Annotated in this window: 11 protein-coding genes; 5 read left to right on the top strand and 6 right to left on the bottom strand. The window is 60.2% G+C overall.

Going from position 1 to position 17,728, the window contains the following annotated elements:
* Nucleotides 1-148 precede the first annotated feature (148 nt).
* From BM074_RS01325 to BM074_RS01315, 3 genes are read left to right on the top strand one after another with little or no spacing between them, the layout of a single operon-like run.
* Complete coding sequence (locus BM074_RS01325) at nt 149-835, top strand: response regulator transcription factor (protein ID WP_027229934.1); 687 nt, start codon at nt 149-151, stop codon at nt 833-835.
* Nucleotides 832-2,232 carry a sensor histidine kinase gene (locus BM074_RS01320; protein WP_091919242.1) on the top strand — a complete coding sequence of 467 codons (1,401 nt, stop codon included), beginning with the start codon at nt 832-834 and terminating at the stop codon, nt 2,230-2,232. Before BM074_RS01325 ends, BM074_RS01320 begins: the two co-directional genes overlap by 4 nt.
* Nucleotides 2,229-5,192: a bifunctional [glutamine synthetase] adenylyltransferase/[glutamine synthetase]-adenylyl-L-tyrosine phosphorylase gene (locus BM074_RS01315; protein ID WP_091919240.1), complete on the top strand. Its 2,964-nt coding sequence runs from the start codon at nt 2,229-2,231 to the stop codon at nt 5,190-5,192. The genes BM074_RS01320 and BM074_RS01315 overlap by 4 nt, the downstream gene beginning before the upstream one ends.
* Here BM074_RS01315 and BM074_RS01310 read toward each other — a convergent pair whose 3' ends face one another.
* Together BM074_RS01310 and pepN are read right to left on the bottom strand one after the other, a co-directional pair.
* Nucleotides 5,193-7,514: a PAS domain-containing sensor histidine kinase gene (locus BM074_RS01310; protein ID WP_091919238.1), complete on the bottom strand. Its 2,322-nt coding sequence runs from the start codon at nt 7,512-7,514 to the stop codon at nt 5,193-5,195.
* A gap of 218 nt (nt 7,515-7,732) precedes the next feature.
* Nucleotides 7,733-10,378, bottom strand: coding sequence for an aminopeptidase N (gene pepN / locus BM074_RS01305; RefSeq protein ID WP_091919236.1), 2,646 nt, complete (start codon nt 10,376-10,378; stop codon nt 7,733-7,735).
* Between the two features lie 276 nt (nt 10,379-10,654).
* Between pepN and BM074_RS01300 the strand changes: the two genes are divergently transcribed.
* Complete coding sequence (locus tag BM074_RS01300) at nt 10,655-11,569, top strand: DMT family transporter (protein ID WP_091921359.1); 915 nt, start codon at nt 10,655-10,657, stop codon at nt 11,567-11,569.
* 5 nt (nt 11,570-11,574) lie between these two features.
* On the opposite strand, the gene BM074_RS01295 is transcribed toward BM074_RS01300, so the two are convergent.
* The 3 genes from BM074_RS01295 to BM074_RS01285 all read right to left on the bottom strand — a co-directional run bounded on the left by BM074_RS01295 (nt 11,575) and on the right by BM074_RS01285 (nt 14,422).
* Nucleotides 11,575-12,828, bottom strand: a complete 1,254-nt coding sequence (locus BM074_RS01295) for an MFS transporter (RefSeq protein WP_027229928.1) — start codon at nt 12,826-12,828, stop codon at nt 11,575-11,577.
* A 101-nt stretch (nt 12,829-12,929) separates the two neighbouring features.
* Entirely contained in the window at nt 12,930-13,760 is an 831-nt protein-coding gene (locus tag BM074_RS01290) for a uracil-DNA glycosylase (RefSeq protein ID WP_091919234.1), read from the bottom strand.
* Nucleotides 13,761-13,810: 50 nt separating this feature from the next.
* Nucleotides 13,811-14,422, bottom strand: a complete 612-nt coding sequence (locus tag BM074_RS01285; RefSeq protein ID WP_244532706.1) for a hypothetical protein — start codon at nt 14,420-14,422, stop codon at nt 13,811-13,813.
* Nucleotides 14,423-14,700: 278 nt separating this feature from the next.
* Between BM074_RS01285 and BM074_RS01280 the strand changes: the two genes are divergently transcribed.
* Entirely contained in the window at nt 14,701-16,368 is a 1,668-nt protein-coding gene (locus BM074_RS01280) for an electron transfer flavoprotein-ubiquinone oxidoreductase (protein ID WP_091919232.1), read from the top strand.
* Nucleotides 16,369-16,371: 3 nt separating this feature from the next.
* Here the strand turns inward: BM074_RS01280 and BM074_RS01275 are convergent, their stop codons facing one another.
* On the bottom strand, nt 16,372-17,412 hold the full coding sequence (locus BM074_RS01275) for an endonuclease/exonuclease/phosphatase family protein (protein WP_027229924.1): 1,041 nt from the start codon (nt 17,410-17,412) through the stop codon (nt 16,372-16,374).
* Nucleotides 17,413-17,728: the final 316 nt, after the last annotated feature.

Here is a 17,728-nt window from a genome sequence, read left to right as displayed (position 1 = left end):
GATCTAAAGGTTGCGGCGGCGCTTCACATCCCCCACCCCGCAAGCGCCAACGCAAACAAGGGCGGCAGATCTCCTTCGATTAATCTGCCGCCCACTTCTTTTGGGGCACCACTTAACGCATTCACCAAAACCGGCTTAGAATTGCGCCATGAAGATTCTCGTCATTGAAGATGACCGCGAAGCGGCCCGATATCTGGAAAAGGCCTTTGCTGAGGCCGGCCACACGGCCGATGTCGCCGGCGATGGCGAAACCGGTTACGCGCTGGCGGAGCAGGGCAGCTATGATGCGCTCGTCGTCGACCGCATGCTGCCGCGTCGCGATGGGCTTTCCGTTGTGGCGGCGCTTCGGGCGCGCGGCAATGACACGCCGGCCCTGATCCTCTCTGCCCTCGGCCAGGTCGATGATCGCGTTACCGGTCTTCGCGCTGGCGGCGACGATTATCTCACCAAGCCCTATGCTTTCTCCGAACTTCTCGCACGGATCGAGGTGCTTCAGCGCCGCTCTAGCCCAAAAGAGGCCGAGACCGTTTACCGGGTTGGCGATCTCGAACTCGACCGTCTTTCCCATACGGCCAAACGTGCGGGCCAGGTCATCATCCTGCAGCCGCGAGAATTTCGCCTGCTCGAATATCTGATGCGCCATGCCGGGCAGGTCGTCACCCGTACCATGCTGCTCGAACATGTCTGGGACTATCATTTCGATCCGCAGACCAATGTAATCGATGTCCATGTCTCGCGCCTGCGCGGCAAGATCGAGAAGGATTTCGGTACGCCGCTCCTGCATACGGTGCGCGGTGCCGGCTACATGCTCAAGGCAGCCGAGACCGGTGCATGAGCCGTTTCTCCGCCATGATGAAGATGACGGCCGTCCGGCTGTCGGCACTTTACCTCCTGCTCTTTACGGTTTGCGCGCTGGGCCTCGTATTCTACATGACCAGCCTTTCCGTGCGTCTTCTGACCACCCAAACTGAGACCGCCGTCAACGAAGAGATCGAAAGCATCGGTCAATCCTATGAGCGCGGCGGCATTGCCGGGCTTGTGCGTTCGATCGATCGGCGTGGCCGCCAGCCCGGCGCCTATCTCTATCTGGTGACCGACCCCGCCGGGCGGATCGTCGCCGGAAACGTCCAGAGCATTGAAATCGGCGTCCTCCAGACTGAAGGCTGGATCGAACGTCCCATCACCTATGAGCGTTACGGCGAGGGCAACGAGGCAAAGACCCACACCGCCATTGCCCGCGTCATCGTCATGCCGAACGGGATACGCGTCATGGTCGGGCGTGACCTCGGGGAGCCCGAGCAGGTTCGCCTCGTTGTACGCCGCGCGCTCATGGCCGCTCTCGGTACCATGGGCATCGGCGCGTTCCTGATCTGGTTCTTCGTCGGCCGCCGCGCGCTTCAGCGCATCGACAAGGTTTCCGTCGCATCGCAGCGGATCATGGGCGGCGATCTCGCCGGCCGCCTGCCGGTCAGCGGGTCCGGTGACGAGTTCGACCGCTTGTCCGAGAATCTCAACGGCATGCTCGCGCGCATCCAGGAACTCAATGAAGGCGTTCGGCATGTTTCCGACAATATCGCCCACGATCTGAAGACGCCCCTGACGCGCATGCACAATCGCGCCGAATCTGCCCTCGCCAGCGCGAGGACGACGAAACAGTGGCGCGCTGCCATGGAAGGCATGATCAGCGACTCCGATCAGCTTATCCGCACTTTCAATGCGATCCTGATGATCTCGCGCCTGGAATCCGGATATTCCACGGAAGCGCTCGAACAAATCCCGCTCTCGGTGATCGCCGAGGACGTGTTCGAGCTTTACGAGCCTTCCGCCGAGGAGGCCGGTGTCCAGCTCTTGCTCGGACCCGTTGATGCAACGCCTGTCAGGGCCAACCGGGAACTTGTCGCGCAGACCGTGTCCAATCTTGTTGACAACGCGATCAAATATGCCAGCGGCGTCGACCGTCCCGTGGAGGTTTCGCTTTCCGTCGTGAGAGCGGATGACAAGGTGAAAGTCATCGTTGCGGACAATGGAACAGGCATTCCCGCCGATCAGATGGAGCGCGCGACAGAACGCTTTGTGCGACTCGAGGAAAGCCGTTCGCAACCCGGTTCCGGTCTTGGTCTCAGCCTTGCCAAGGCGGTCATGAAATTGCACGGTGGTTCCCTGGAACTAGCAGACAACGCGCCGGGGTTACGGGCGGTCCTGACATTTCCGGCGGGAGAGGAAAGCGGATGAGCGGAATATCCAAGGCGGCGAATGCTGATGCGCCATTCTTTTCGCAGGTATTGCGGGAACTGGCGCCCTTGGATAAGAAGAATGCTGCGGCTCTCTTGCGCGAGTTTCTTGCCCATGCCGGGGAAAAGGGCTGTGGCTTCAGCACGGCGCTGAACGACAACAAGCCCGCTGCCGGTTTTCTGTCTGCCGTTCTTGATCTTTCGCCCTATCTGCGCGGTACGCTTCTGCAGCGTCCGCAATTGCTCGATCCACTGTTCGAGCGTTCGCTCCCGCGGCGGCTTGAAGCGCTGTTGCATGAGATCACGGCGGGCAGCGATGCGGAAGACCTCACCGAAGCCGATCTGATGACGGCACTGCGGCAGCACAAGCTCGAAGGGCATCTGCTTATCGCACTCGGCGATCTGTCAGGTGTTTTTTCGGCCGATGATGCCACGTTCTGGCTTTCGCGCCTGGCCGAAGAGAGTGTTGGAGCGGCCGCGCGCTTCCTCCTTCGCGACGCCCATGCCGCCGGCAAATTGAAGCTCCCCGATCTGAAGCATCCGGAGGTTGATTCGGGCTGGATCATCCTCGCCATGGGGAAATTCGGCGCGTTCGAACTGAACTATTCCTCCGATATCGATCTCATCGTCTTCATCGACGAGCACAGCCCGGCCATTCCCGACCCCTATGACTGCGTTGAAACGTTCTCGCGACTGACGCGCCGCCTGGTGCGCATCCTTCAGGACCGTACGGCGGACGGTTACGTTTTTCGCACCGACTTGCGGCTGCGTCCCGACCCGGGCTCGACGCCGCTGGCAATTCCTGTCGGCGCCGCCCTCAATTACTACGAGGGTCGGGGTCAGAACTGGGAACGCGCTGCAATGATCAAGGCGCGGCCCGTCGCCGGCGATATCGCTGTCGGCAAGCGGGTGATTGCGGAACTTGCGCCGTATGTCTGGCGAAAATATCTCGATTATGCTGCGATTGCCGACGTGCATTCGATCAAGCGGCAGATCCACGCGCATAAGGGCCACGGCGAAATTGCCGTGCGTGGCCACAATGTGAAGCTCGGCCGCGGTGGTATTCGCGAGATCGAATTCTTCGTCCAGACGCAGCAACTGATCGCTGGCGGCCGTTTTCCCAAGCTCAGAGGCTCGCGCACCGTCGATATGCTTGCGGCACTGGAGGATCTCGGCTGGATCGGCGAGGAAGCGCGCGACACGCTTACGCGAGAGTACTGGTTCCTGCGCGACGTCGAGCATCGCATCCAGATGATTGCCGACGAGCAGACGCATATGCTGCCGGAAGACGACGAGGAGTTCCTGCGCGTTGCGCATCTGATGGGCTATCGCGATGGCGAAAGCTTTGCGGCGGATTTCCGCGCCGCGCTCACGACCGTCGAGACACACTATGCCGCGCTGTTCGAACAGGCGCAGGAACTTACCGGCGAGGCCGGAAACCTCGTGTTCACCGGCGATGTAGATGATCCGGACACATTGAAGACGCTCGCCAATTTTGGCTTCGAGCGCCCGAGCGATATTTGCCGCGTCATCCGAACCTGGCACTTTGGCCGCTACCGTGCCACGCAGTCGGCGGAATCGCGCGAGCGCCTCACCGAATTGACGCCGGTCCTGCTGAAGGCCTTCGGCGCGACGAGCCGTGCCGATGAAGCGCTGATGCGGTTTGACGAAATGATCAAGGGATTGCCGGCGGGAATACAGCTCTTCAGCCTGCTGCAGTCAAATCCGCGCCTCCTCGACCTTCTGGTGTTGATCATGGGCGCGGCGCCAAGACTTGCCGGAATTATCACCCGCAAGCCGCATATTTTCGACGGCATGCTCGACCCGGCGATCTTCGCCGATGTTCCAACGCGCAGCTATCTTGCGGAGCGGCTGGAGAATTTTCTCGGGCCCTCCAAGGTTTACGAGGATATTCTCGACCGGCTGCGCATCTTCGCCGCCGAGCACCGTTTTCTCATCGGCATCCGCCTGCTCACCGGCGCGATCGACGGCGCGCGCGCTGGCAAGGCCTTTTCGGACCTTGCCGATCTCGTCATCGACCGCGCCCTGCAGGCGGTGATCGACGAATTCGCCGTAAGACATGGTTCGATCAAAGGTGGACGCATCGCCATTCTTGGCATGGGTAAGCTCGGCAGCCGCGAATTGACCGCCGGCTCCGATGTCGATCTCATCCTGCTCTACGATCATGACGAGGATGCGGACGAGTCAGATGGCGAAAAAGGCCTGGCGCCGTCGCAATACTACATGCGCCTGACGCAACGCCTCATAGCGGCTCTTTCGGCGCCGACGGCGGAAGGCGTTCTCTATGAAGTCGATTTCCGGCTGCGGCCGTCCGGAAACAAGGGCCCGGTCGCCACGCACATCGACGCCTTCCGCAAATACCAGCGCAATGATGCCTGGACGTGGGAGCATATGGCCCTGACCCGGGCGCGCACGGTAGCCGGCGATGCCTCTTTCTTCCCCGAAATTCAGGAAGACGTGGCCGGCATCCTTGCGATGCCACGCGACGCGTCGAAGATCGCCAAGGATGCCGCCGAAATGCGGGCTCTGATTGAAGCGGAGAAACCCCCGAGCGACGCCTGGGACCTGAAACTTGTCGCCGGCGGCATCATCGATCTCGAATTCATCGCCCAGTTTGCGGTGCTCACCGGCAATGTCGAAGGGCCCGTCGTGGCCCTTTCCACGGCAGAAGTGCTGCGCAAGCTGAAGCCCGAGTTCGTCGATCCCGCAACAGCGGACCGTCTTGTCGAGGCCGCGAACCTCTATACCGGCGTTACCCAGATCATCCGCCTGTGCCTCGATGGCGATGTCAAGCGCGAGGATTTCCCGCCAGGGCTTGGCGATCTTCTCTGCAAGGCCTCCGACCTTCCCGATCTTGATCGCGTGGAGGCGCAACTTCAGGAGACAGCCATGTCGGTACGCAAGACGTTTGACTCATTGCTGCAGAAAGCAAAGAAGTAGCTAGGCGACTTCCAGCGCCCGCGTCGGGATGCGCACTGAGACAATGGTGCCGACCCCCTCGGTTGAACGGATCTTCAGCGCGCCGCCGTGAAGCTCCGTGAGCGAGCGGGAAATGGCGAGCCCAAGTCCGGAGCCCGCATGCGACTTGGTGAACTGGTTTTCCACCTGCTCGAAGGGCTGGCCGATTTTCTTCAGCGCCGATTTCGGGATGCCGCAGCCCGTATCCTCGACTGTGAAGACCAGCGCGCCCGAGACCTTGCGCGCCCGCACCGCGATGCGCCCGCCCGTATCGGTGAATTTCACGGCATTGGAGAGAAGGTTGAGCAGCACCTGCTTGATCGCGCGGCGGTCGGCGTCGATCGTGACGCTGTCGGCAATGCGCGTATCGACCTTGATGTCCTTCTCCTGCGCCTGCAGCGAGATGACCCGGACGGTTTCGTGGATGAGCGGGCAGAGATCGATTTCCTCGCGATCGAGCGAGAAATGTCCCGCTTCGATCTTCGACATGTCGAGGATGTCGTTGATGACGTTAAGCAGATAATTGCCGCTGGTGTGGATGTCGTGCACATATTCGACATAGCGGTCGGAGCCGAGTTCGCCGAAGGTTCCCGAATGCATGATCTCGGAAAAGCCGATAATGGCGTTGAGCGGCGTGCGCAGTTCGTGTGACATGTTGGCGAGGAACTCGGACTTGGCGCGGTTTGCCGCCTCCGCACGTTCCTTTTCGACCACGTATTTGCTGTTGAGCTCCGTAAGCTCGAGCGTACGCTCGACTTCGGATTTGCGGGCGAGGCTGAGGTCGTGAATGGTCGCCATCAGGCGGCGCTCGCTGTCGACCAGCCGTTCCTCGTGCACCTTCAATTGAGTGATGTCTGTGCCGACTGAGACAAGCCCGCCATCCTGCGTGCGCCGCTCGTTAACCTGCAGCCAGCGTCCGTCAGCAAGCTGCCTTTCGAAGGTCAGCGCGCCGTTGCGACCATTCTCATTGGCCATGCGCTTTTCGAAGGCGACGGCGCGGATGCGCGGCTCCAGCTCGTCACGACCGATACCGGGCAAAAGACACTCATTCGCAAGTCCCGAATACTCGTTGAACTTGCCGTTCGACATGACGAGCCGGTTGTCGGCGTCCCAGAGAACGAAGGTCTCGGAGATGCTTTCGATCGCTTCACGGATGCGCTGGTCGGCCTGCGCCGTCGCCTGGGCAAAGCGATGCTGCTCGCTCACATCCACGGCGACACCAACGAGATGCAGGTCGCCTTCGCCCGCGACCTGGGCGCGGACCCGCATCCATACCCAATGGCCCTCGGCATGACGCATGCGGAAGACGCGATCCATCTGGTTGATTTCGCCGGCCGCGACCTGCGAGGCGACATGATAAAGCTTGTCGTCGTCGGGATGGATGATCGACGAAATGTCACCGAGCGAGAGGATCGCATCATGCGCTTCATAGCCCAGCATTTCATACATGGAACGTGACCAGTAGACCCGCCCGCGTGCCATGTCCCAGTCCCACAAACCGCAACGCCCGCGGGCGAGGGCGGTATCGACCCGTGCCTGCGTGTGCTGGTAGAGCTCGTCTGCATCCTGGGCCCGCGCCGACTGGCTGAAATAGGCGTAGAGCACGATCAGCATGATCGTCGCTGTTCCTGCGAACATCGTCACATTGACTGAGACGGTGCGCCGCCACTCGGCAAAGACGTCCTCGACCGGCTGCATGGCGAAGACAGAATGCGCCGCATTGGCTGTTCGGCTATAGGCGGCAAAGGCAGGCGTTCCCTCGACCTTGACGGGCATGGTGCCGGCACGCTCGCCAAACAAGAACAGCGGCTGCCCCTCGGTGACGAAGGTTTCGAGATTGCGTTCGCGCCAGCGCTCGCCGCCTTCGGACGAGGCGATAATGCGCGCATCCGCGTCGGCAATTGCAAACCACATGCCCTGAGGGATGAGGTCGCTGGCGCGGGTCTCGGCGATGATGTTCTGAAGATCGCCGCGGCCGAGTTTCTGGCCGCCGTTCATCCGATTGTCGATGATGCTCGCCATATGGATGGCAGCCATTGAAAGGGTAGCGCGGGCCGTCCGTTCGGCATCGTCGCGCCAGGCGAGCAGTGACATCAAGCGGATGACGGCGAGCACGATGAGAAAGACGACGATGAGCGGCGGAATGGCGCGGCGCAGGTAGGGTTCGGTGGCGAGAAGCTTGCCATAGGCGGGGTCGGCAAGAAGCTTTACGTGGCCCGAGAGCCGGTTGCGCCCCCGCGCAGTCGTCCGGTCCTTGGCGTAAATCTTCCCCGTCGGCGCGCGATACGCGTCCGCATTTGCCATTGAATGGCCCCCTCGAATTGCCGTTGTGTCCCGTGATTTGCTCCGGCACGCCGCACATCCGAAGCAGCTACAGTGAATCAAAACTGATTCTTTGTGTCTAGTCCCTTTGTTAAATATTTATCAATAGTTTAGGCAATTCGAGGCCTCCGATGAACGACGGATCGTAACACCTTGAAATGACTCGAATTCCCTGATCGCAGGTTGCCGGGAGACCCGGCCTAAGCCAGCGTTCGCTCCACAATATCGCGAACATCCGCCGAAAGATCGCCGACTTTGGCGATATTTGCCAGCGCTTCGCGCGCATGTTCGCGCCGCACCGGCTCGAAGGAGCGCCAAGAGCGCATCGCCGTCAGCAGGCGCGCGGCAAGCTGCGGGTTCTTCTTTTCGATCGTCAGGATCGTTTCGGCAAAGAAGACATAGCCATTGCCGTCGGCGCGGTTGAAACCAGTCTGGTTGCCGCTCGAAAATGCGCCGATGAGCGCGCGCGCGCGGTTGGGGTTGTCGAGAGAGAACAGCTTGTGCTTCATCAGGCGCTGCACCCTCTGCAGCGCTCCGACGCCGGGTTGCATCGCCTGGACGATGAACCATTTGTCCATGACCAGCGCGTCACTGCCGAAGCGGTCCTCGAACGCCTTGAGCGCCTGGCTGGTCGCATCGCTGCCGCTGAAGCGCTGGACAAGCACATGCAACGCCGCTGCACGGTCCGACATGTTGTCGGCGCCGTTGAATTGAGCAGCCGCCCGCTTCGGATCCGCTTCCGCGACACTCAGATAATCGAGGAGGACGTTGCGCAGCGCACGCCGCCCCGCACTTGCGGCATCGGGCTGGAACGGCCCGTCATCGGCAAGTTGCTCGTAAATCTGGGTGAACTTTTCCTCATTGGCTTCGGCAACAGTCTTGATCAGCGCGTCGCGGCTCGCGAGGATCGCGTCGGGGTCGATATTGGCGCCGAGCTCGCGCGCAATATCGCTCTCGGATGGAACGCTCAGGCAAAGCGCGCGGAAAGCCTCGTCCAACGCAACATTGGCCGCGATCTCCCCGAGAAGTTTGATCGATGAGCTTTCGATGGTCGCCGGCTTGCCGCCGCGAATACGTTTGGCGTTGCTGGTGAGCTTGCTGTTGAGAAGCTCGGTCAATGCCTGCCAGCGATTGACCTCATCGCCATCGTTGCGTGCAAGAAAGATGAGGTCAGTCCGGGTCAGCTCACTCGTCATCGTCACTGGCGCGGAGAAGCCGCGCAGCAGCGATGGCACCGGGCGCTCGGCGATGCCCGAAAGGGTGAAACGTTCCTTGCGCTTGCGCAGATGGATCACGTCGCCATCGACGAGCCCGCCCTTCGCCGACCGCGGCTTGAGTTCGCGGCCCTTGGCACCGAGCAGGCCGAACTTGATGGGAATGTGCATTGGCTTCTTCGACGCCTGTCCGGGCGTCGGCTTCAGCGACTGTTCGATTTCGATCTCGAACGTCTTGGTTGCCTGGTCGTAGTCGTAAGTGACGGCGAGATTGGGCGTTCCCGCCTGGTCGTACCAGAGGCCGAACTGGCTGAGATCCTCGCCGGAGGCGTCTTCGAAGACCTTGATGAAATCTTCAATGGTCGCTGCATCGCCGTCATGGCGTTCGAAATAAAGATCCATGCCCTTGCGAAAAAGGTCGGGTCCAAGGATCGTGCGGATCATGCGCACGACTTCCGAACCTTTTTCATAAACCGTCGAGGTGTAGAAATTGTTGATCTCGCGAAACTGGCGCGGGCGCACCGGATGGGCGAGGGGACCTGCGTCTTCCGGGAACTGATGCGCCTTGAGCGCCTTGACCTCGGCAATACGCTTGACCGGCCGCGAACGCATGTCGGCCGAAAACTCGTGATCGCGGTAGACGGTCAGGCCTTCCTTGAGGCAAAGCTGGAACCAATCCCTGCAAGTGATTCTATTGCCTGTCCAATTGTGGAAATATTCGTGGGCGATGACGGCCTCGATGCCGGCATAGTCGGCGTCGGTGGCAGTCTCGGGATCGGCAAGGACATATTTGTCGTTGAAGACGTTGAGACCTTTGTTCTCCATCGCGCCCATGTTGAAATCGGAAACGGCGACGACGTTGAAGATGTCGAGATCGTATTCGCGGCCGAATGCCTCCTCGTCCCACTTCATCGAACGTTTCAGTGCGTCCATCGCATAGAGCGCGCGCGCTTCCTTGCCATGTTCGACATAGATGCCGAGATCGACATAGCGGCCGGAAGCCGTCGTGAAGCTGTCGGTGATGACGCCGAGATCGCCGGCGACGAGCGCAAAGAGATAGGCGGGCTTGGGATGCGGATCGTGCCAGACTGCAAAGTGGCGCCCATCCGTAAGCGCTCCCTTATCCTTGGGGTTGCCGTTTGAAAGCAGGAGAGGCGCCTCGCTGCGCGCCGCTTCGATGCGGACCGTATAGACGGAAAGAAGGTCCGGCCGGTCGAGGAAATAGGTGATCCGACGAAAGCCTTCAGCCTCGCACTGGGTGCAGTACACGCCGCTCGAGCGGTAGAGGCCGGTCAATTGCCGGTTGAGAGTAGGATTGATCTCCGTGGTTATTTCAAGCGTAAACCTTCCGTTTTCCGGCAGGCCGCGGATCTCGAGTCGCTCCGGCGAGGCCATATAGGCATTGTCGCCGAGCGGGGTGCCGTCGATGCGGATATCGACAAGCTTGAGTCCGTCACCATCGAGAATGAGCGGTGCATCGGCGCCGACGCCTGCGCGGCGTTCGACGATAAGCTTCGATTTGACAATCGTGCGCTCCGGATCGAGCGTGAAATCCAGATGTGTTTCGGGAATGAGGAAATCGGTCGGCTTGTAATCTTCCAGATGAAAAACCTTGCCGGTATCGGTACGCATAGTCGAAAAATCCTTTGTGTGGTGCCGGAACCTAGAGCAAGTTGCGTCGGTAGGAAACCCTGAGGGCAGCGATCACCCGATTGTTTGAGCGCCAAACGCAACGTGATCGGAATTCCATCTGGTGTGCCTGCGAAAACAAGCATATAGATATATCAGTTTCCAGTCCCCATCATTTCGCTCGCCGCCTACCCCCAAGGAATTCCCGTTGTGACCACTATCGTTCACCCGCAAGAAGGTGAACCGCCCGTTGCAGACAAATTGCGTACGACCAATGCGATGCTCGGAATTGGTCTGAAAGTCGCCTCCGTCTGTGTCTTCGTCTGCATGTCGAGCCTGCTCAAGGCATCGGATGGCATTCCCGCCGGCCAGCTCGTCTTTTTCCGCTCCTTCTTCGCGATCTTTCCGGTCATTGCCTTCATCGCATGGCAGGGACAGATGACCGTCGCCTTCAAGACGAGCGAGCCCTTCAGCCATTTCTGGCGCGGCTTCGTCGGCGTCAGCGCCATGAGCCTCAGTTTCTACGGCCTCACCAAACTGCCGCTGCCGGAATCGATTGCGATCTCTTACGCGACGCCGCTCCTGACCGTCGTCTGCAGCGCGATATTTCTGCGCGAGACGGTTCGTCTCTATCGCTGGTCGGCGGTATGCTTCGGGCTCGTTGGTGTCCTGATCATCCTTTGGCCGCGCATGTCTTTCTTTACCGGGGCGACGGAATTTGGCGGCGGCGAGGCGATCGGCGCGCTTGCCACGCTCGGCGGCGCCGGGCTTGCTGCCGTTGCCATGCTGCTCGTGCGCAAGCTCGTGCAGACGGAGCGTACACCCACAATCGTCGTCTATTTCTCGATCGCGTCGAGCCTTATCGCGCTCGTAAGTTTTCCATTCGGATGGGTGTGGCCGACGGGCTTGCAGGCAACCTATCTGATCATGGCCGGGATCGCCGGCGGCGTCGCGCAGATCCTGCTGACTGAAAGCTACCGCCACGCCGACATGTCGACGATTGCGCCGTTCGAATACACATCCATGTTGCTCGGGATTACTATCGGCTATCTGCTCTTCGGTGATATCCCGACCGCGGAAATGATCACCGGCGCGGTCATCGTCATTAGTGCCGGCATCTTCATCATCTACCGTGAGCACCGGCTAGGCCTTGCACGCGCAAGGGCGCGCAAGGCATCGACGCCGCAGGGGTGATTGCCCTACTGCTGCTCGCCCTGAGCCGCTTCGCTTAATGGGTGCAGTTGCAAGGTTTCGGGCGTTTGCGGGCGGTCATGTGGGCGAATGGCGAAATCCGGCCGCGTCGAGGGCGCCTGCGCGGCACGGCGCAGGCTGCGCCAGAACGCGTAGGATCCGTAGGCGGCGTAGGTAATCGCCATCGTCACGAAGAATCCGGACGGGCCGTTCAAGTCCATCAGCCGGCCCGCGATCTGCGGCCCGATCATGCTGCCAACACCGTAAACAATGAGCAGTCCGCTCGACACCTTGACGAATTCGCTCGGCTCGGCGAAGTCGTTGGCATGGGCCACGTTCAGCGAATAGATGGGGAAGAGCACGGTCCCGAAAGCGAACATAAGCGTATAGATGACCCATGGCGTCGTTGGCTGCAGCATGATCATCGTCAATGATATGGCGACACCGCCAATCCCGGCGACGACCATGACGTAGCGACGGTCGATGAAATCCGACATGCGGCCGATGGGGTACTGGAAAATCGCGCCGCCGATCATCGATGTGGCAATCATCGTGGCGATGCCGAAGGTGGAAAGCCCGATATCGCGTCCGTAGACCGCCGACAAGAAATTCCATGCACCCGCGATGATACCGGCAAGCAGCGAGCCGACCAGCGCCGCAGGCGACTTGCGGAAGAGGCCGGGCAAATCCAGCGAGACCTGGGTGAGCGGACGCGGCGACTGCGCATTGGAAAGGCCCGTCGGTATGAGCGCGGCGGCGTAGATGAGGGCGCCGATCATGAACAGCGCCTGCGTCAAGGGGTTGCCGAATGGCAGGATATATTGCCCGACAAGGAGGCCGATCATCGACACGATCATATAGATCGAAAACACCATGCCGCGCGTCGAATTGGTGACGCGCTCGTTGAGCCAGCTCTCAATGACCATATAGCTCCCGGCGAGCGAAAATCCGGCCAGAGCGCGAAAAACGGTCCAGGCCCAGGGATCGACGATCAAGCCATGCAGGAGCATCGACATGCTGAGCAGCGTCAGGAGAACGGCGAAGACCCGGACATGGCCGACACGCCGCACAAGTCGTGGCACGACGATGCAGCCTCCGGTGAAGGCAAGCGCGTAGCCCGTACCCAGCCAGCCGATCGTCGTCGGCGACCAGCCCTCCATGCCGGCGCGCAGCGGCAACAGAATTCCCGCGAGGCCCCCCGCCGTCAGCATCAGAAACGTGCTGGTCAATAGCGCCGTAATCGGCAAGAGCTGGAGAAACATCGAAGGATCCTGCGTGTCAGCCTGGAAAGCTACAGGTTTCGTTCGGCCCGCAAGCCGATAATTACGACACTGCCTTTCCAGTTTTGCGCCAAGCCATTGGATTATTCGGCCAGGCTGCGCAACCGCATTTTGACATTGAGGAAATCGCGCCAGGCAAAGCGCTTCTGCGCCGGGTTGCGCAGGAGATAGGCCGGGTGAAGCGTTGGCATCACCGGTATCTCGATGCCGGACGGCGTAAGATGGGTTTTCCAGTTGCCGCGCAGCCGCAAAATGCCCTCGCTGGCATTCGTCAATGCCTTGGCAGCTGGGCCGCCGAGTGCCACCAAAATCTTTGGGTTGGCGAGTTCCACCTGGCGCTCGAAGAACGGACGGCAGATTTCCGTTTCGAGCGGCGTCGGCGTCCGGTTGCCCGGCGGCCGCCAAGGGATTGTATTGGCGATATAGACACTGCTGCGATCAAGGCCGATGGCGGCAAACATGCGGTCAAGCAATTGCCCGGAGCGGCCGATGAAGGGCACGCCCTCCAGGTCCTCTTCGCGTCCGGGCGCTTCGCCTACGAACATGATGGATGCGGCGGGATTGCCGTCGGAAAAGACGAGATTCTTGGCTGTGAACTTCAGGTTGCACCCGTCGAAGGCGCCGAGCTGCTCGCGCAGTTCTTCGAGCGAGCCTGCCCCTAATGCAAGCTGGCGCGCCATTGCGATCTTAGCGTCGTCAGGCACGGACGCTTTGGCAAGCGCCGGCGCGGCTATACTGGCTTGAGGGCGTTCAGAAGCCGGCTCGGATGCGGACCTCGCAGGAGGGGAAATGGGCGCGACTGGCGAAGCACGCTTTGCCTCGACCTGCGAAAACCTGTCGACGGGCACATCCTCGAGCGGCGTGTCAACACCGGCCTCGGCATAAAAGTGCAAGAGCTCGCGCAGGTTGGGCAATGGGAAATCCTTTTCCTCTGAAGTCGCAAATTGTGCGGGCGATTGCAAGTTCAAGAGGACGGAATGCGTGGGTCCTGCACCAGATAGAACACACGCTTCGGCGTAAAATCAGCGATTGGAAACTGGAACGTAGCATTCTGGCCGGGATCGAGTTTGCCGCCACTGAACACAAGGCGGTCGTAAGGCTCGAAATCGTCGCTGTAATGGGCAAAGCCCCTCGACTTGACCAGGTCGGTCTTGTCTCCCGGTTGATAGAACGACAGGCCGTCGCCATAGTCGCTCGGCACATTCAATTGCTCCTGCAGTTCGAATTCGAACTCGATCCACGGATGGCCGCTGCCGTTGATCGCCCGAACCTGCAAGTAGAAGAGAATGCCGGCATCCTCGCTGGGATTTGCAAGAGCGACCCTGTCGGTGCGGATGACAAGGGTTGTCGGCGTTGCGGAAGGAAACTCCTCGGTGAGGATGATGGGGTCTTTCAGCGTACCCGTTCCGCTGATCGACCGGATCGTAAAGCCGCCGAGTTCGTCGGAAAATGAATAGGGCCCCGCCACCCAAAGTTCGGGTTCTTCGGCTGCGATTGCAGTGGAAACGGCGGCGGCGAACAGCAAAGCGGCGGCGAGGACGCCTTTGAGCATCGAGATTGCCCGGGGTCGTGTCATCCGGTCTCCAATCATCAAACGATGGGCACCAGCTTCGCTATGTTCGTGGCTAAGTATGAACGAATTGCCGCATCGCGCAACTGTCACAAGGCGGCAGTTGATTGACGTTTACGTCAAGGTAAAATATGAATCGCTGCGCTCGTCGTAACATGAGGGCAATTGGCCGCATCTGGAATGCTTTCTAGGCACTGTCTTGCGGCTATTGTTGCGTTACAAATCGGAAAAACACGGGCAGGAATCGTGTTACGGGGCACATACCAGGTATTCAGGAGGAAAGCATGAGCGAGACACCAGAACTTCCAGAGCGCGAGAGCATGGAGTTTGATGTCGTGATAGTCGGGGGTGGACCGTCGGGCCTCTCGGCGGCCATCCGGCTCAAGCAGATCAATCCTGAACTTTCCGTCGTCGTTCTCGAAAAGGGCGGCGAGATCGGAGCCCATATCCTTTCCGGCGCCGTTGTCGATCCCATCGGCATAGACAAACTGCTGCCCGGCTGGCGCGACGAGGAGGGCCACCCCTTCAAGACGCCGGTAACGGCCGATCATTTCCTGGTGCTGGGACACTCGGGCTCTATCCGCCTGCCTAATTTCGCCATGCCGCCGCTGATGAACAATCATGGCAATTTCATCGTTTCGCTCGGCAATGTCTGCCGCTGGCTCGGTACCAAGGCGGAAGAACTCGGCGTTGAGATTTACCCCGGCTTCGCCGGCACCGATGTTCTTTACGATGATAACGGCGCAGTCATCGGCGTAGCCACCGGCGACATGGGCATTGAAAAAGATGGCACGCATGGGCCCGCCTATACGCGCGGCATGGCTCTTCTTGGCAAGTATGTCCTCATCGCCGAAGGGGCCCGCGGGTCGCTCGCCAAAGTGTTGATCAACAATTTCAAGCTCAGCGAGGGCAAGGAGCCGGCGAAGTACGGCATCGGCCTGAAGGAACTCTGGCAAGTCGATCCCTCCAAGCACAAACTCGGGCTCGTGCAGCACTCCTTCGGCTGGCCGCTCGACATGAAGACGGGGGGCGGTTCATTCCTCTATCACCTTGAGGATAATACCGTCGCCGTCGGCTTCGTCATGCACCTCAACTACAAGAATCCCTACCTGTCGCCGTTCGAGGAATTCCAGCGTTTCAAGACGCATCCGGCCATTCGCGGTACGTTTGAAGGCGGCAAACGCCTTTCCTATGGCGCGCGCGCCATCACCGAGGGCGGCTGGCAATCGGTCCCGAAACTGTCGTTCCCGGGCGGCGCGCTGATTGGTTGCTCGGCAGGCTTTGTCAATGTTCCGCGTATCAAAGGCTCCCACAACGCCATGCTGTCCGGCATGCTGGCGGCCGAGCATGTCGCCGAGGCGCTTGCGGCAGGCCGCGCCAATGATGAACTTATCACTTACGAGAATGCCTGGCGCTCCAGTGAAATCGGCAAGGACCTGAAGCGCGTGCGCAACGTCAAGCCGATGTGGTCCAAGCTCGGCACCATTGGCGGCGTCATGCTCGGCGGTCTCGACATGTGGCTCAACACGATCTTTGGCGGCTGGTCGCCGTTCGGAACCTGGAAGCACGGCAAGACCGACGCTGCCTCGCTCGAGCCCGCGAGCAAATACAGCCCGATCGCCTACCCGAAGCCGGATGGCGTTCTCACATTTGACCGCCTTTCGTCGGTGTTCCTGTCGAACACCAACCATGAGGAGAACGAGCCGGTTCACCTCATCGTCAAGGACCCTGCGCTGCAGAAGTCATCGGAACATGATGTCTTTGCCGGGCCATCGACCCGATATTGCCCGGCGGGTGTATATGAGTGGGTCGAGGAGGCGTCGGGTCCGAAATTCGTCATAAACGCCCAGAACTGCGTTCACTGCAAAACCTGCGATATCAAAGACCCCAATCAGAATATCAATTGGGTGCCGCCGCAGGGCGGCGAGGGGCCCGTCTATACGAACATGTAGTTCTCAAAGCCCGGCCATCGTGCCGGGCTCCTGATTGCGGAGCATGACGGTCTGCTCGTCCGGTCCATTGTCATCCACGCCCTCTATTGAAAATCGCAGCAGCAGCGGCAGATGGTCGGAGCCGACCGGCTGAAGCGAATCCACCGATTTTGCCGCAATGCGCTCTGATACGAGCACATGGTCGATCGGTAGGCCGATCCAGCGCGCGGCATGGGCAAAAGTGCCATTGATCAGCCAACTTGGACGCAAGCCGTCGACTGGATGCGTGTTGCTGGCGTCGAGGAGGTTCCTGATGGTCTGGCTCCACGGTGCAGCGTTGAAATCGCCGGCAAGGATCATCGGACCGCCAAGGCGCACGAGATAGGGCTGCATCTCCTCGACATTTTCCGCCTGCTCGAAAGGCCAGGGCCAGCCAAGGTGCACGGAGGCTATGAGTGCGCTGCGCCCGCCGAAATCGATGCGCGCCAGCGCCATCAAACTGTTCCCGACGCATTGCGGTGTCGTACCGAGCGCGAAAGGCCGCCGCGAAAGGATGGCAACGCCGCCGACGCGCTTCGTGCTTGGGCAGACGATCTTGTGAGGATATCGTCCTTCAACAGCTTTGAGTCTGGATCGCCAGTCGTCGGATACTTCTTGCAAGGTGATGACGTCGGGCGTTTCGCGCGCGATCGTTCGAATGACTTCCGACTGATCGCGATTGTCGTAGCGAAGGTTGAGCTGCATCAGCTTGAATTCGGGCAGGCCGCCATTCGATGCGGGCTCTTTTCCGCCTTCGGCCGAAGGAGCAGGTGTGGGTATCAATACCGTCCCTAGCGCCGTCAGCGCGAAGACGATCGACATCAGCCCCTCGCGCCATAGGCCAAGGATGAGCGCAGGGATTGCCGAGATGGCCATCAGTACGGCGAGATGCATGCGAAAATGCGCAAAGGCATCGAAGAGCGGATGCGCCGATCCGAAAAAGCCAAGAACCAGCGGCACCGAGATCAGGCTCGGTATGAGGACTGCAGCGAGCCTGAGCCGCGAATGCGATGATGGGGTCGTCATTGGACGCATTAAACCGGCAATTGCGACGCAATCAAGATGATGACTCCAAGAGGGTGTTACGTCCGTGCCTGCAATCGGTGTCAACTTTTTCGCGCAGCATTTGCAACCCTGAATTCGTTGCCGCGCGGCCCCTTTCCCGCGATGTTTTGCACTGTTTGCAGGCAAAGCAGCAGGCACCACGCCAGCCGGTGCATCGGGAAGATTGGCTCCCCGACTGAGGCAACAGCCTTGCTGTCAAACTTGGAGGTGAAGTTATGTGGTTCAGACCACTTAGCATCACTCTGGAAGTGAAAAGAACCCGGACAGGCTGGCAAGT

Origin of the sequence: Phyllobacterium sp. CL33Tsu (assembly GCF_900113985.1) — a bacterium.
GTDB classification, from domain to species: Bacteria; Pseudomonadota; Alphaproteobacteria; order Rhizobiales; family Rhizobiaceae; genus Phyllobacterium; species Phyllobacterium pellucidum.
The sequence above is the reverse complement of the archived record's forward strand: the minus strand, read 5'-3'. Positions and strand labels throughout refer to the sequence as shown.

Bases quoted from the DNA above. Each gene is read 5' to 3' on its own strand.
- BM074_RS01275 (WP_027229924.1), bottom strand. From the start codon at position 17,412: ATGACGACCCCATCATCGCATTCGCGGCTCAGGCTCGCTGCAGTCCTC.
- BM074_RS01315 (WP_091919240.1), top strand. From the start codon at position 2,229: ATGAGCGGAATATCCAAGGCGGCGAATGCTGATGCGCCATTCTTTTCG.
- BM074_RS01300 (WP_091921359.1), top strand. From the start codon at position 10,655: ATGCTCGGAATTGGTCTGAAAGTCGCCTCCGTCTGTGTCTTCGTCTGC.
- BM074_RS01320 (WP_091919242.1), top strand. From the start codon at position 832: ATGAGCCGTTTCTCCGCCATGATGAAGATGACGGCCGTCCGGCTGTCG.
- BM074_RS01310 (WP_091919238.1), bottom strand. From the start codon at position 7,514: ATGGCAAATGCGGACGCGTATCGCGCGCCGACGGGGAAGATTTACGCC.
- BM074_RS01325 (WP_027229934.1), top strand. From the start codon at position 149: ATGAAGATTCTCGTCATTGAAGATGACCGCGAAGCGGCCCGATATCTG.
- BM074_RS01285 (WP_244532706.1), bottom strand. From the start codon at position 14,422: ATGACACGACCCCGGGCAATCTCGATGCTCAAAGGCGTCCTCGCCGCC.
- BM074_RS01295 (WP_027229928.1), bottom strand. From the start codon at position 12,828: ATGTTTCTCCAGCTCTTGCCGATTACGGCGCTATTGACCAGCACGTTT.
- pepN (WP_091919236.1), bottom strand. From the start codon at position 10,378: ATGCGTACCGATACCGGCAAGGTTTTTCATCTGGAAGATTACAAGCCG.
- BM074_RS01280 (WP_091919232.1), top strand. From the start codon at position 14,701: ATGAGCGAGACACCAGAACTTCCAGAGCGCGAGAGCATGGAGTTTGAT.